Source organism: Chryseobacterium takakiae (genome assembly GCF_900129385.1).
In the GTDB taxonomy this organism is placed as follows: Bacteria; Bacteroidota; Bacteroidia; order Flavobacteriales; family Weeksellaceae; genus Chryseobacterium; species Chryseobacterium takakiae.
In genome coordinates this window covers 1-15,102 of the sequence record NZ_FQVO01000005.1, presented here as the reverse complement: position 1 = coordinate 15,102, position 15,102 = coordinate 1, and the positions used below count along the sequence as shown (strand labels likewise).

Here is a 15,102-nt window from a genome sequence, read left to right as displayed (position 1 = left end):
GGGATCATGAATTTTGAAGATTTTATTATTTCGCCAAGAAATTTCAAAACAGAAAGCTGGCAGATCGGGCACAGAATAACCAAGGACATTAAAGAAGACAGCATTGTCCTTCTTTTTGTTTCGGATTACAGAGGTGCCAATGGAGATGCGGAAGTGCAGGATTTTACCGGCATCCGAAGAGAGTTTTACAAACTTTCACAGCTTGATTTTGAAATCCCGGTGGTAGATCTCGGTGATCTTGTTTCCGGGAAATCAGTTCAGGATTCTCATTATATCTTACAGGAAGTTCTGTCAGCTTGCCATTATAAAAGGGCTATTCCGATAATCATCGGAGGTTCCAACGATTTTTCGTTTTCCCTTTTTTCAGCGCTTAATTTTCATACAAAAAATATCAATTATACCCAGATCAGCAATATTATTTCCCTTCAGCAGGGAGAACTGATTAACGAATATACTTTCCTCAGCAAGATTTTCGGGGCAAAGAATTTTTCGATTAACAATTACCATCACCTCGGCTATCAGAAACATCTGAACGAAATTGATTCTGTAAGACTCATAAAAGAAGTGGAATTTGACATTATCCGCCTTGCCGAAATGATGAATTCTACAGAGAAAACAGAGCCGTTTTTCAGAAAAGCAGACCTGGTAACCGTAAATTGTGATGCCATTGAAAGCTTCAGTGAGCCTTTTTCCATGAATCCGCAGGTAAACGGACTGAACAGGAGGGAGGTCTGCGCGTATATGAAAGAGATCGGGCTCAGTGAAAATTTGAAATCCGTGGGGATTTTTAATTATAATATTTACTCGGAAAATCAGCTCAACCACCAGCTTCTTGCACAAATGATCTGGTACCTCATCGAAGGAATCAATATTCAGAGATCTCATCCCAAAGAAAGGCATTATGAAATATTTTATGTCCTGATTGATGACCGCCAGTATGCTTTCAAACGGGATACGTTCAGCAATCTCTGGTATTTCGGGGATGATGAAAATATAGAAAACTGCGTGCCCTGCTCCCGTAAGGATTTTGATGAAGCTAAAAAAGGCTGGCTGAACACCCGACTGACGAAAATTTAATATATGAAACATGTTCCCTCAAAAGTTTCTGTAATTGTTCCGGTTTATAATGTTGAAAAATATCTTTCCAAATGTCTCGATTCTTTAATTTCCCAGAGTCATGAGAATCTGGAAATCCTGGTGATAAATGACGGAAGTACAGATCATTCCGAAGAAATTATCCGGGATTACGCGCAAAAATATCCGGACAGAATAAAAGCTTTTCAAAAAGAAAACGGTGGCCTCAGCGATGCCCGGAACTTCGGTGTCGACAGGGCAACGGGAGATTATATCGGCTTTGTAGATAGTGATGATTACGTAAGTCCTGCAATGTTTGAAGAGATGGCAGTGCTTGCCGAAAAGCATGCCGCGGAAATGGTGATCTGTAATGTTTTGAAAGTAGATGAGCGCGGCAACATTCTGCAAAAACTGATTCAGGTTCCTGAGATGCCTGAGAAAATCGATCTTGAAAGTAATTTTTCCGTTTTTTCCGATATCAGCTATTTTGCCTGCAATAAACTGTTTAAGAAAAGTCTTTTTATTGAAAAAAGATTTAAAAAAAATGTTCATTTTGAAGATATTCAGCTTATTCCCCGGCTTTTACTGGATTGTACAACAATTGCCCAGACCCAGAATTTCCATTACCAATATCTTGAAAGAACCGATTCCATCAGTAGAACCCACACCGAAAAGGGGCTTGATATTTTAAAGGCAGTAGAGGAAGTGGAAGAATATTTCAAAACAACAAAATATTCGGATAAAGTAGTAGAGCTTAAGAACTTTCAGATTTTTGAAGGGGTGTATTCCTTTCTAGCATATCTCGCTTTTGTAAAAAATGATGAGATTTTTTATAAAATGTGTGAAAAGCTTGAATTTTTTATGAGCAAAAGGGAAATAAAACTTAAAAATTTATTGCAATTTAATCGTTTTGGTAAGAATTATCTATTATCTTTGTCATTGAAAAAAAGCTTATTTTATCTTTTATTTTTTGCAGGGCAGAAAAAACTGATAAGAAAATTTATATAAAAACACAAATGTAAGTGCTGTTCGGAGAAGCTTACACAACTTTTCCGGATATCCTCACAGAGTAGGACAGTGCTTTTAAATGGAAAAAAATGAAAAATTTTGAATTATTTTTAGCTCAATCGGGTCTTCCCATCTTTTACATTAAAATAGGACTTGGTTTTTTATTTTCTTTTTTAATCACTTTTTTTTCAATTCCAACCATTATCAAGATTTCCAGAAAAAAGAATCTGATGGATGAGCCGGGAATAAGAAGTTCTCATTTACGCAAAATCGCCAACCTGGGAGGGGTCGCCATATTTTATTCCATCGGGATCTGTGCGCCTATTTTTGCCTACGAACTTTTTGATCTTTATAAGTTTCTGTTTGCCTCATTGGTTATCCTGCTTTATGTAGGCGTAATGGATGATATTGTCATTATGAGAGCTTACAAGAAACTTGTTGCACAGATTATTGTTTCATGCCTGGTTGTGATCGGTTCTGATATCAGGATAAGAAATCTCTTCGGAATTTTCGGGATTTATGAAATCAATTATTTTGTAAGTGTGATCTTCAGTATCGTTACCTTTATTATTCTTATCAATGCCTTTAATCTTATTGATGGAATTGACGGCCTTGCAGGAGGGTATTCTGTGGTATGCAGTGCGCTTTTCGGAATAAGTTATTATAGATTAGGTTCATACAACTATCCGCTGGTCGTTTTATCGGTTATCATTATCGGGTCTGTGCTGGCTTTTCTTTATTATAATTTATCCAATTACAGAACCGATAAAATCTTTATGGGTGATACGGGATCAATGCTGTTGGGATTTCTGCTGGCATTTACTTCTATCTCTTTTATTGATATTTTTATTGATAAAAAGCTTCCTGATGTTCCCAGATACCACCTCCAGTCTGCTCCGGTAGTTGCAGTTGCTATTCTGATTCTGCCTATTATCGATACGCTGAATGTAATTATTATCAGGTTGATCAATAAAAAGTCACCTTTTGATGCGGATAAAAATCATATTCATCACAGGCTTTTAAAACTCAATCTTACACACAGAAGATCGTCCGGTTATATCATTTTGTACTATCTTTTTGTGGTGGGTTTGGCGTATTGTCTGAGACACACCAATGTTAATCTTTTACTGTTTATTATAATATTTTTAGGTTTTTTAGGCGCATACATTCCTCACTTTATTTATACCCTGAGGCATATTAAAAACACTAGAAATTAGATCTGTTTCACAATAATTTCAAAAATATGATGAAGAATTATAAGTATTTATTTTTAATAATGCTGCCTTTCCTGATGGTCTCCTGCATTACAACAAAGGATGTCCGGTATATGCAGCCGAACGAAAGCCTGGTGATTAACGAAGAAGGACTTATTCCTTACAATATTCCCATTTACAGGATTACCAGAAACGACATATTAAATCTTAATATTGTTACAACTCCGAAAGGTGATGCCGCACAGTTTTATTCCTCTCTCAATACTTCGGCAAATAATGTAGGCCAGGGTACTCCGATTTCGGGAGGAGCATTTAATCAGGGAGTAAGGGGAGGCGGAGGGAACTCTGTATTTTACTTCAATGGATTAAAAGTAGATTCCAAAGGGGATATCAATGTTTTTGGCATCGGTTATATTAAAGCTGAAGGACGAACAATTGAAGAGGTAGCTCAGGAAATACAGACAAAAGTCAATGAAAATTTTCAGGAAGGAAAATCCGAAGTCAGACTGAATACCGACGGGATTACCTATTATATACTGGGAGATATTGAAACAACGGGACTCACAGGAGAAAAAGTTGCCCATAAAAACACCCTTAATATTACGGAAGCATTGGCCATGAACGGTGGGCTCAACAGAAATGTCGATAAAAAGAATATCGTTATTCACCGAAAACTTCCGGAAGGAATTAAGATTGCAAGAATTGATCTTACCCGGGAAGATATTATGAATTCCCCCTATTATTATGTTCAGAACGGAGACGAAATATACCTTAACACAAGAGCAAAAAGTCTGAATGGTCTGGGAAAAGATCCTATACAGACCTTAACAACAGGAGTTTCAGTTATCACAACGGCACTGTCCATCTATCTTCTTCTTAAAAATCTTTAATATTATGATCCCTGAAAAAGAGACAAAAATTGAGAAAGACGATTCTCAGGAAGGAAAATATGGCTCATTTGCAATGTTTGACCTTACCCATTTTTTTAACAGAATACTGAAAAACTGGTATTGGTTTGTAATTATGTTTGTTATAGGCTATGCCATTTCATGGGTATACAGTAAATATTATGCACAAAATATCTATGCTTCCAATCTATCATTAAGTATTTCAAATAATACATCCAGCTATTTTACTCCCAACCAGTCTATCAATTTTATTTGGGGGCAGGGAGGAAACCAGGACGGTATTTACCTGAAAAAAATGCTGCTGTCGAGAACGCACAATGAATTTCTGGTAAAAGAATTAGAACTGTATGTAAATTATTCTACTAAAGGCGTTATCAAATCAACGTATCTTGACAAAGATGATGTGCCTGTTCTGCTCCAGGTGGATAAAAAACATCTTCAGCAGATAAATTATCCTATAACGCTGATTCCCAAAGGTAATGATAAATTTGAGGTTGTTCTGCCGGAAGACGGGCATTCCCGGAATTTGTACAGTTATGTAACAGAAGGATTTACTACAGTTGATCCCTATGACAGACCTGATAACAGGATCATTGAGATTGGAGAATGGTTCACAACTCCTAATCTAAGATTCAGGCTGGTGAAAAATCCCATTATACGGAAAATTGACCTGCAGAATATCATTGTTAATCTAAGTACGGTAAATAATGCGGTACGGGATATTGTTTCTACTATAGGAGTTGATTTTGACAAAGAAATTAGCAGCATCATGATTATTACCAAAAAAGGATATAATCTCAATGGCACCGTAAATTTTCTTAATAAATCTGTAAGCGAACTGCAGAAAAAAAGGCAGGCTGATAAATTGATTGTTGATAAAAATACCAACGCTTATTTGCAGAAAAATCTTGATAATATAAGAAAAAAGCTGGATTCAAGCGCCTATGTCCTCAATTATATGAAGACCACCGAAAAGCTTTATGATATTAAAGACAGAGATGAAAAGTCTCTTAATAAAATTAAGGAGCTAGAGTCTAAAAAAGCAGATCTTGAAAGTAAAATAAGTTCATTGCGCCATATAAAAAATTCCCTTGCTTCACAGAACTTCGATAAAATGATCAGTACCACTGCAGCAGGATTTCAGGATGGTGCTTTTTCAGCTACGGTTTCTGAGCTTAAAGATTTATACATCAAAAGACGCGAAATGGCGCTTATTTACAAACCGAATTCCGAGCCAATGGTTGAAATCAATAAACTCATAAATGACGCCAGAACTAATTCAAGTGGTGTCTTGGGTAATTATTATTCAGGTTATCTCGAAGAAATAGCTAAAATAAACCGAGAAGTAATGGAAGCCAATTCAGATCTTACTACTTATCCCGAAAAGGAAAGAAAATACCTTGATGCGGAAAGAGGGTACAACATGATTGAGGCAACCTACAACAGTCTCCTGAGCAGACAAAATGAAACACAGTTAAAGATAGCAGGAAACCAGTCCGATATCAATGTGATAGATCCGGCCAAAAATATAGGGCAGGCACCGATAGCACCAAATATAAAAGCAGTTAAAGCAGGAATTATAGGCGGACTTCTGATACTTCCTATACTGTTTATCGTAATAGGAGAATTGCTCGACAATAGAATCAGAAATATTAAAGAATTGCTTAATGCCACAAGAATTCCCCTTCTCGGTGTTATTGGGAACAATACCAATGAAACAATGCTCACCGTGCTGGATCAGCCAAAATCTTCGGTTTCGGAGGCGTTCAGAGGAATCAGGGCCAATATGAGGTTTTTAGCAGGAAGTGACCGGGGAAGTAAAATAATTCTGGTAACATCATCCATCGGCGGTGAAGGGAAAACTTATGTTTCCATCAACCTGGCTTCCGTATTAGGGCTGAGCGATAAAAAAACAATTCTTCTGGGAATGGACCTTAGAAAACCAAAAATTTTCGGGGATTTCAGAATTGATAACAAATATGGAATTTCCAATTATCTTACCGGTGAGGTAGAAATGAGCCAGATTATTAATAAAACGAAAATCCCTAATCTTGATGTGGCTACATCAGGGCCAATCCCTCCAAATCCTTCCGAATTGCTTATGGGTGAAAGCAATATCCGCTTTATTCAGGAACTGAAAAGCCTGTATGACTTTATTATTATTGATTCACCGCCGGTGGGTCTGGTTGCAGATTCTTACGAACTGATGAAATATTCTGATACCAATATCTATGTAGTCCGCCACGAATACACTGAAAAGTATATGCTCAAAATGATTACTGAAAAGTACCACAACGGAGAAACAGGAAATCTCGGGCTCGTTTATAATGACTACAATACGAAGCAGGGATATGGCTATGGCTACGGCTACGGCTATGGTTACGGCTATTTTGATGAAGATAAAAATTACAAAGAACCATTGTTAATAAGAATTAGAAATAAAGTACGGGAAATATTCAATAAAAAATAATACTTTTAAGCCCTCATTAAATGAGGGTTTATTATGATGCGGAAATTAAGTGTCTGATAAAAAAAGAATAATTTGTCGACTTTATCGTTTACTTTATAACAAATTATGTTTTTTTGTTTATTTTTAACTAAACATTAAGATTATCATTAATATAAAAATGTTTTATATTTGCAAAAATTAAATTTTAAAATAACCATAAATCCATATTCTTTTATGAATAGAAAATTATTGTTTAGCTTCCTTGCCGCCCTAGGAACTGTGGTAAGTGTTAAAGCACAAAGAAACGAACTGGGAGTTCGTCTAGGTATGAGTAACCTAGTTGGGGATATAGGGAGAACGAATTATATTTTACAAAAGCCATTGGATTTAAGTAAAGCGTCGGATTGGGGAGTTCCGTTTTACGGGGGGATTTTATATAGATTTAATTTTAATCCTCACCAAACGGTAAGATTAGATCTTGGATACAACCAGATTCAGTTTAATGATAAAGTTGCAAAAGAAGAATACAGACAAAACAGAAATTCTTTCGGGAAAAACAATGTGTATGAAGCAAGTCTTGTTTTTGAATATAATTTCTTCCCGGTAAATAATGAACAGAAAGGTATGGTAAGCCCGTATATTTTCGGTGGGGTAGGAGCTTTAATGTTTGATGCGCCAAAGGCTACGCTCGTTAACGATTTCAGGAGAGATGCTGATGGTGTTGCACAGGCTCCAATTAATGAGCTTGATTTTACCACTACTGCTCAGTACTCTACGGGAACAAAAACTACCATGCATATTCCTTTTGGAGTAGGTTTGAAATATAAATTTAATTATAACTGGGCCATTTTTGCTGAGGCAACATTCAGATATACGCTGACAGATCAGCTTGATTACAGCAAAATCCTCACTAAAGATGTAATCTCTACTTACAACGGAGATATCTTAAGCCCGGTTACAGGAGGTTCTCTTCTTCAGACAGATGCCTATTATGTAGTGTCTAAAGAAAGAGAAGCCGCTTTTATAGGAGGGAGAAATGTTGGAGATACAAAATCTAAAGACTGGATGAATACAGTAAGTTTAGGTTTGACTTATTCGTTCGGAAGACCTCCGTGTTATTGTGATTAATATGTCGTTGATAAAAGATAAAATAGATCCTGATAATTTACCAAAGCATGTTGCGGTTATCATGGATGGTAATGGAAGGTGGGCAAAATCCCGTGGCGAAGAAAGAACATTCGGTCACAGAAATGCCATTAATGCAGTAAGAAATGCCATTAATGCATGTAATGAAATACATATTCCGTACTTAACGCTGTATACCTTTTCTTCGGAAAACTGGAACCGCCCTGCAGAAGAAGTAAATACATTGATGAATTTACTTGTGGAGACTTTATTGCTTGAAGCAGAGGAGATTTTCAGCAAAGGCTTAAGAATGCACGTAATCGGTAATTTAGAAAAGCTTCCCCCACTTGTAAAAGATCAGCTGAATCGTGTGGTGGAACTTACAAAAGAAAACACAAAAGGCAATTTGGTACTCGCCATAAGCTATGGCTCACAAAATGAAATACTGAATGCCGTAAAAAGCATAAGTGAAGACGTAAAAGAAGGAAAGATACATGCAGCAGATATTGATGAAAAATTATTTGAAAGCTATCTCTACACCAAAGATTTTCCACCTGTTGATCTTTTGATAAGGACCAGTGGCGAAATCAGAATCAGTAATTTCCTCCTTTGGCAGATCGCCTATGCAGAACTGCAGTTTTTAGATGTTCTGTGGCCGGACTTTACGAAAGATATTTTCTTTCAGTGTATTGTTGATTATCAAAACAAAGAAAGAAGGTTCGGAAAGACCGGGGAACAAATAAAAATCCAGTAAAATTAAGAAAAGAAAGACTACGATAAAATGAAGTTTAGACTATTACCCATCATTATGTTTGTTGCTTCTGCACATTTCTATGGACAGGTAACGCCACAGGACAGCACACAGGTAAATACTTCTGTACAGGCAGGAAACCAGACAGGAACATACACATTGAAAGACATTGTTGTAGATGGGGTTAAAAAATATACACCGGCTCAGATCCTGAGATTTACAGGATTATCGAAAGGTGAGACGGTAGACATTCCGGGACAGAAAATCAGTAACGCAGTAAAAAAACTTTGGGATACACAATCTTTTTCCGAAGTTGAAGTATACGTTCAGAGCATTGAGGGGGAAACAATCATCCTTAAATTTTATCTCCAGGATCTTAAAGATCTGGGTGAGGTGAAGTTTACAGGAAAAGGTATCGGGAAATCCAAAAACGAAAAGTTGGCTAAAGACAACAATCTGAAGCCGGGAACCAAAATTACCCAAAATCTGGTGTCAAGTCTTAAAACCAATATTCCTAAAGATTTTATCAAAAAAGGATACGCCGATGCAAAAATTACCATTCAGGATAAAGTAAATGCAGGAGATCCCAATCTTGTTGACTGGACAATCAATGTAGATAAAGGTAAAAGAATCAAAATCGATCACATCGAGTTTGAGGGAAATACAGCTGTTTCTGACAGAAAACTTAGAAAAAAAGCATTTAAAGAAACCAAACAGAAAAGATTCGGAATCGGAGGTATTTTGAAATCTTCGAAATTTATTGAAGAAAAATATCAGGAAGACAAGCAAAACCTGATCAGTTACTACAACTCATTGGGCTACAGAGATGCAAAAGTTCTTTCAGATTCTGTTTGGAGAAACAAAAGAAATAATTACGAGATCAATGTAAAGCTTAACGAAGGAAAGCAGTATTATATCGGAGATATTACGTTTACCGGAAATACCGTTTACTCTACAGACTACTTACAGAGACTCTTGGGATATAAAAAAGGGGATATTTACGATGCTGTAGGATTCAATAAAAAAGTTGGTGAAGACGGAGGTAAAGAAGATGATTCTGATATTAAGTCGGTTTACATGAACAACGGTTATCTTTTCTCAAATGTAATGCCTGTTGAAAAATCAGTAGATGGAGATAAGATCAACCTTGAAATTCGTATCAACGAAGGGGAAAAAGCAACTTGGAACAGAGTGACTTGGGAAGGAAATACAACGACTCATGATCATGTGATCTTAAGAGCCTTAAGAACCAAGCCGGGAAATCTCTTTGCTAAAAGTGATATTAAAAGAACGTATTTTGATCTCGCCGGTATGCAGTTCTTTGATCCGCAGCAGGTAGGGCAGGATATCCAGCCCAATCAGCAGGATAATACCGTGGATATCAACTGGAAACTTGTTGAAAAAGGTTCTTCTCAGGTACAGCTACAGGCAGGTTACGGTGGTAACAGCTTTATCGGTACTTTAGGATTGACATTCAACAACTTCTCTTTGAGGAATTTCTTGAAATTTAAAGATTTTAAACCGGTACCACAAGGTGACGGACAAACGTTGTCACTTCAGGCACAGGCAGGACAATACTTCCAGAATTACAGTATCGGGTTTACAGAACCCTGGTTATTCGGAACAAGGCCAACCGCATTATCTGTGAGTCTCAATAATTCAAGGGTAAGGTATTCGGATGTTTACGGAAGCTCTCAGAAATTAAATATCTTCTCTGCTTCAGTGGGATTAAACCGATTGCTGAAGTGGCCGGATGATTATTTTTCATTGTACACCGGACTTCAGTTTCAGAAATACGATTTTCAGAACTATCCTTTCGACTTCGGAGGAACTACAGAATATTATGGTACGGCAAATAACTTCAGTATCAATCTTGGACTGAGCAGAAATTCCGCCGGTATTGACCCGATTTTCCCTACGGTAGGATCTAATTTAGACCTTTCGGTGAAATTTACACCGCCGTATTCATTGTTCAGTAACAAAGACTATTCTACACTTAGTCCTACAGAGAAGTATAAATGGATGGAGTTCTATAAAGTGAAGTTTAAAGCCGATGTCTATAACGAAATTGCCGGTAAACTCGTCTTAAGATCTTCTGCTGAAATGGGCTTCATGGATGGCTATAACAAAGAGCTTGGTGCACCGCCGTTTGAAAGATTCTATGTAGGAGGAACAGGACTTTTCGGAGGCCGTTTTGATGGTAGAGAATTAATTCCGTTAAGAGGATATGAAAATGCTTCTACCTACGGAGGAACTTCTGAAGATATTACCCCTACAGGTGGAGGTACTATTTATAACAGATTTACGTTAGAATTAAGATACCCGATTTCATTGAACCAGACTGCAAAAATCTATGCACTTACGTTCGCAGAAGGAGGTAACGTTTGGAATTCATGGGGAAGCTACAATCCGTTCCAGCTGAAAAGATCAGTAGGGGTTGGGGTAAGAGTTTATATGGGAGCATTCGGCTTGATTGGGTTCGACTTCGCTTACGGATTCGATAAAACAGTTTCAGGAACAGATCCTTCCGGATGGAAGACACACTTCCTGATGAACCAATCTTTATAATTCATCTTATGAAAAATTTTAGAATTGTTTTCTCATTCTTCTTATTTTTGCTTTTCAGTTTAAGCAATGCACAGAAAGTGGGTGTTGTTGATACAGAGTATATTCTGAACAAAATGCCTCAGTATAAGGAAGCTGAGGCAAGACTTAACGCTCAGATTGATACGTGGCAATCCGAACTTCAGAACCTGCAATCGGAATATGAACGCAAAAGATCTGCTTTTGAAAGTGAGAAAGTACTTTTAATAGGAGATCAGCTGAAGTTGAGAGAAAAAGAAGTAATGGATTTGGAAAAAAATATCAAAACCACTACAAGCTTACGTTTCGGCGCTACGGGAGAGATTAAAAAGCTAAGAACCAATCTTGTTCAGCCGTTTCAGGATCAGATCTGGGGCGCAATCAAGACAATGGCAGAAAAAAACGGGATAGGTATTGTGATTGATAAAACAAGTAATAATGTACTGTTCCTGCAAAAAAGATTCGATTACTCAGATAAAGTACTTGATATTTTATTAAAAGATACCGATAAAAAAGAAAAAACTAAAACCCGAAAATAAAAGTTTAACTTTTATTAAATTTACAGATCTAAAAACAAATTAAATTATTTATTTACCAATTATGAAAAAATTAAGTGTATTATTTGCAGCGGTAATGATGGTTGTATCGGTAGGTATGGCAAAAGCTCAAAAAATTGCAACTTTAGACGTTATAGGTATTCTTAATGCAATGCCTGAAAAGAAAAAAGCAGATACTGATCTTAAAGCCTTCTTAGATACAAAACAAGCTGAAATTAAGAAAAAGGCAGATGCAGGACAGGCTAAATTAAAGCAATATTCTGAAGAGGCTCCTAAGAAAACAGCTGAAGAAAACAAAGCAAGAGAAGCTGAATTGGCAAAAATGCAACAGGAAATTCAGGATATGAACGATAAGGCTCAGAAAGATTTTGTTGCAAAACAAGATGCTGCATACGAACCAATCGAGAAAAAACTGAATGATGCCGTTTCCAAAGTTGCTAAAGCAAACGGATATGATTATATCATGGACGCAAACTCTTCTGCCTTCGTATTCAAAGGAGGTCCGGACGCTACTGCTGCTGTTAAGAAAGAATTAGGCGTTCAATAATTTATCAGATATTTAAAAACATTTATAAAAAACCATCTCTCATCGGGGTGGTTTTTCTATTTTTGCAGCATGGAAAAAGAAGTATCAACCACGGTAAAGGTGAGGTTTAGTGATTGTGATCCGATTGGTCATTTAAATAACGTAAAATATCTGGACTATATGTTTAATGCCAGGGAAGATCACGTGGAAACCTTCTATGGATTTACCTATGAAGAATATACAAAACTTACAGGCTGTACCTGGATTGCCATTCAGAATGAGATCGCCTATCTGAAAGAAGTGAGATATAATACTTCAGTGGTCATCAGCAGCAAAACCATAGAGGTTCAGGACAGGACGGCAAAAGTTGAGATTCTTATGAAAAGCCTGGATGAGAAGACCATTCATGCAGTGTTATGGGTTACCGTAATTTATTTTAATGTTAAAACAAGAAAGTCTGAAGTACATCCTGAAGACATTAAGGAGACGTTCAATAAATTTTATGTAGATTTAGAGCAGAAAGAGTTTCAGTCAAGAGTTAAATTTTTAAGATCGCAGAACGCAAAAAATTCATAATGAAAAAAATATTGGTAGTAGGAGGAAACGGACAGTTGGGAAATTGTATCAAAAAAATCGCTCCTGATTTTGAACTGGATTATGAGTTCATTTTTACAGATTCTCAGCTATTGGATGTCACAGACGAAGATCAGGTGAATTCATTTTTTTACGATAACAAACCGGATTTCTGTATTAATGCATCAGCTTTTACGGCGGTAGATCTTGCTGAAAAGGAAAAAGAGAAAGCTTTTGCGGTTAACGCAGACGGAGTGGCTTACCTTGCACAGGCCTGTAAAGAATACAATACTGTATTTATTCATGTATCCACAGATTATGTTTTTGATGGAGAAACAAATCTTTGTTATTCCGAAGACGACTTTACCAGTCCGATAGGCGTTTACGGAGAATCAAAATTAAAAGGTGAAGAACTTGCTTTAGATGCAAATTCCAAAACAATTATCCTCAGAACTTCTTGGCTTTATTCAGAATTCAATAAGAATTTCGTAAAAACCATGCTTCATTTGTTTTCGCAAAAAGAAGAATTAGGAATTGTGGCAGATCAGTTCGGGCAGCCCACTAATGCCAATGATCTCGCTGATGCCATCATGAATATTATTGAAACGCCTCAAAAAAGCTACGGAATTTTTCATTTTTCAAACTATCCGGAAACAACCTGGTTTGAATTCGCACAGAAAATAGCTGAACTTTCAAAATCACCAATCAAGCTCAATGCATTAACCACAGAACAATATCCTACTCCGGCTAAAAGACCGAAAAGAAGCACCATGTGTCTTGATAAAATAGAAGAAGTTTATAAAATTGAACCCAAACATTGGGAAAATAGTCTTGAAGAGTGTCTGGATATTCTGCACAATAATCTATAAAGAATGAAAAAAATACTTTTTGCCACATTTGTTTTTGCGGCTCATTTTTTCTTTGCACAAAATGTGTTTCTAACAAAAGTTGAAAAAACGCACGAGAACACAGATAAGTTTTTATATAAAATTGACGAAGAGAAAAAGGACGCAGAATATCTTGGAGAAATCGAAGTTCAGGGCTTCTCAAAAAAGGATGCCGAAATTTTCTCATTAATTTATAAAAAAGCAAAAGAAATAGGAGCCAATACCTTTGCTTTAACACCTTTTGAAAATGTTGACGGCTCATTACAAAATTTCAATCCTGCAAATTACAAATTGGCTTTATATTATCTTCCGAAAGATCAGTTACTGAATCAGACGGGAGTTCTTTATTTATTTGCTTCTTCGGAAAAAGATCAGAAGATTGCCGTAAATCAGGTTGATTATATCATTCAGCCAAGATCATATATGATATTTCAAACTACACCGGGAGAAGTTTATACCATCTCAACAAAAAAACTTCTGGGCTCAGCTATAAAATTTCAACCGAAAGAAAATAGTTCCAATCAGTATTTCCAGATTTCAGCAACAAAAATAAAATCAGATGAAACAGGAATCGGAGGTCTCAATTTAAAAAGTGGTGATATTATAGGACTTGAAAAATCCTATGCCGAATTTCTTAGTATTATTTACAATAAACAAAAAGCAGAGTGAAAACTTTGCTTTTTGTTTTCAATAATTTTCTTAAATTCAACTGTTTCCTAAAGTTCACACTCATCATCTTGCTGAAGCCCATAAACATACTTCATTCACCCTCTCTTAAGACATTATCAGCAATTCAACTCTCACCAAACTCTCTTACCTCCAATCCTCTACATTCAATTTGAATCAGGAGCTTATTCCGGCTTTCCGCACTCGCTATTTTAATGTTTTTAGTCGCGGCGGCGGAGCTACCGCGACTAAAAACATTAAAATGAGCTCAGACAGTTGCTTCAATCCGGGCTAGGGTGGAAGAGAAGTAAGAAGTAAGAAGTGAGCAGTGAGAAGTGAGAGGTGAAGTAAGAAGTAAGACGTGAGAAGTAAGAAGAAAGAGGTGGGACATCTGGAGTTTACATTTCTTTGTTCAGGGTTTAGTATTCAAGATTCAAGATTCAAAATTCAAGATTCAAGATTCAAATTCAAAGTTCAGGATTTAATAACACGCACAAAAAACAATACCTTTGCCTATTGCCTATTGCCTATTGCCTATTGCCTATTGCCTGTTACTTATTACCCATTCCCCATTTTTCACCAACTTCTCCTTCTTACTTCTTACTTCTCACTTCTCACTTTTTACTCCCTTAAAAATTATTTCCCCATGCTACCAGCGAGTTAAGCTCAAATATTACGGAAAAGTAAATTTTATGTTAAATAGATTTGGATTGTAAAGGAAAGACGTGTTATCTTTGCCCCACTGAAAACGGAAGGAAGTAGGTAGCGCAGAAGAGCCTTT

At 36.6% G+C, this 15,102-nt stretch carries 13 protein-coding genes; all 13 read left to right on the top strand.

The window, feature by feature from the left end; all coding sequences use genetic code 11:
* Nucleotides 1-6 precede the first annotated feature (6 nt).
* The 13 genes from BUA76_RS07930 to BUA76_RS07870 all read left to right on the top strand — a co-directional run bounded on the left by BUA76_RS07930 (nucleotide 7) and on the right by BUA76_RS07870 (nucleotide 14,324).
* A complete protein-coding gene (locus BUA76_RS07930) occupies nucleotides 7-1,077 on the top strand; it encodes a formimidoylglutamase (RefSeq protein WP_072884275.1) in 1,071 nt (356 codons plus the stop codon).
* Nucleotides 1,078-1,080: 3 nt separating this feature from the next.
* On the top strand, nucleotides 1,081-2,082 hold the full coding sequence (locus BUA76_RS07925) for a glycosyltransferase family 2 protein (RefSeq protein WP_072884274.1): 1,002 nt from the start codon (nucleotides 1,081-1,083) through the stop codon (nucleotides 2,080-2,082).
* An 89-nt stretch (nucleotides 2,083-2,171) separates the two neighbouring features.
* Nucleotides 2,172-3,299, top strand: coding sequence for a glycosyltransferase family 4 protein (locus BUA76_RS07920; protein WP_072884273.1), 1,128 nt, complete (start codon nucleotides 2,172-2,174; stop codon nucleotides 3,297-3,299).
* 26 nt (nucleotides 3,300-3,325) lie between these two features.
* Nucleotides 3,326-4,186 (top strand): polysaccharide biosynthesis/export family protein, encoded by an 861-nt coding sequence (locus BUA76_RS07915; RefSeq protein WP_072884272.1) that lies wholly within the window; start codon nucleotides 3,326-3,328, stop codon nucleotides 4,184-4,186.
* 4 nt (nucleotides 4,187-4,190) lie between these two features.
* Nucleotides 4,191-6,674: an exopolysaccharide transport family protein gene (locus BUA76_RS07910; protein ID WP_072884271.1), complete on the top strand. Its 2,484-nt coding sequence runs from the start codon at nucleotides 4,191-4,193 to the stop codon at nucleotides 6,672-6,674.
* Nucleotides 6,675-6,887: 213 nt separating this feature from the next.
* Entirely contained in the window at nucleotides 6,888-7,781 is an 894-nt protein-coding gene (porG, locus tag BUA76_RS07905) for a type IX secretion system protein PorG (RefSeq protein ID WP_072884270.1), read from the top strand.
* Nucleotide 7,782: 1 nt separating this feature from the next.
* On the top strand, nucleotides 7,783-8,532 hold the full coding sequence (locus BUA76_RS07900; protein WP_072884269.1) for an isoprenyl transferase: 750 nt from the start codon (nucleotides 7,783-7,785) through the stop codon (nucleotides 8,530-8,532).
* A 27-nt stretch (nucleotides 8,533-8,559) separates the two neighbouring features.
* Nucleotides 8,560-11,097 (top strand): outer membrane protein assembly factor BamA, encoded by a 2,538-nt coding sequence (gene bamA / locus BUA76_RS07895; RefSeq protein WP_072884268.1) that lies wholly within the window; start codon nucleotides 8,560-8,562, stop codon nucleotides 11,095-11,097.
* An 8-nt stretch (nucleotides 11,098-11,105) separates the two neighbouring features.
* Entirely contained in the window at nucleotides 11,106-11,651 is a 546-nt protein-coding gene (locus BUA76_RS07890) for an OmpH/Skp family outer membrane protein (RefSeq protein ID WP_072884471.1), read from the top strand.
* Between the two features lie 61 nt (nucleotides 11,652-11,712).
* On the top strand, nucleotides 11,713-12,216 hold the full coding sequence (locus BUA76_RS07885; protein ID WP_072884267.1) for an OmpH/Skp family outer membrane protein: 504 nt from the start codon (nucleotides 11,713-11,715) through the stop codon (nucleotides 12,214-12,216).
* 69 nt (nucleotides 12,217-12,285) lie between these two features.
* Nucleotides 12,286-12,771, top strand: a complete 486-nt coding sequence (locus BUA76_RS07880) for an acyl-CoA thioesterase (RefSeq protein WP_072884266.1) — start codon at nucleotides 12,286-12,288, stop codon at nucleotides 12,769-12,771.
* Nucleotides 12,771-13,637, top strand: coding sequence for a dTDP-4-dehydrorhamnose reductase (gene rfbD, locus BUA76_RS07875; RefSeq protein ID WP_072884265.1), 867 nt, complete (start codon nucleotides 12,771-12,773; stop codon nucleotides 13,635-13,637). The genes BUA76_RS07880 and rfbD overlap by 1 nt, the downstream gene beginning before the upstream one ends.
* Before the next feature lie 3 nt (nucleotides 13,638-13,640).
* Entirely contained in the window at nucleotides 13,641-14,324 is a 684-nt protein-coding gene (locus BUA76_RS07870; protein WP_072884264.1) for a hypothetical protein, read from the top strand.
* Nucleotides 14,325-15,102 lie beyond the last annotated feature (778 nt).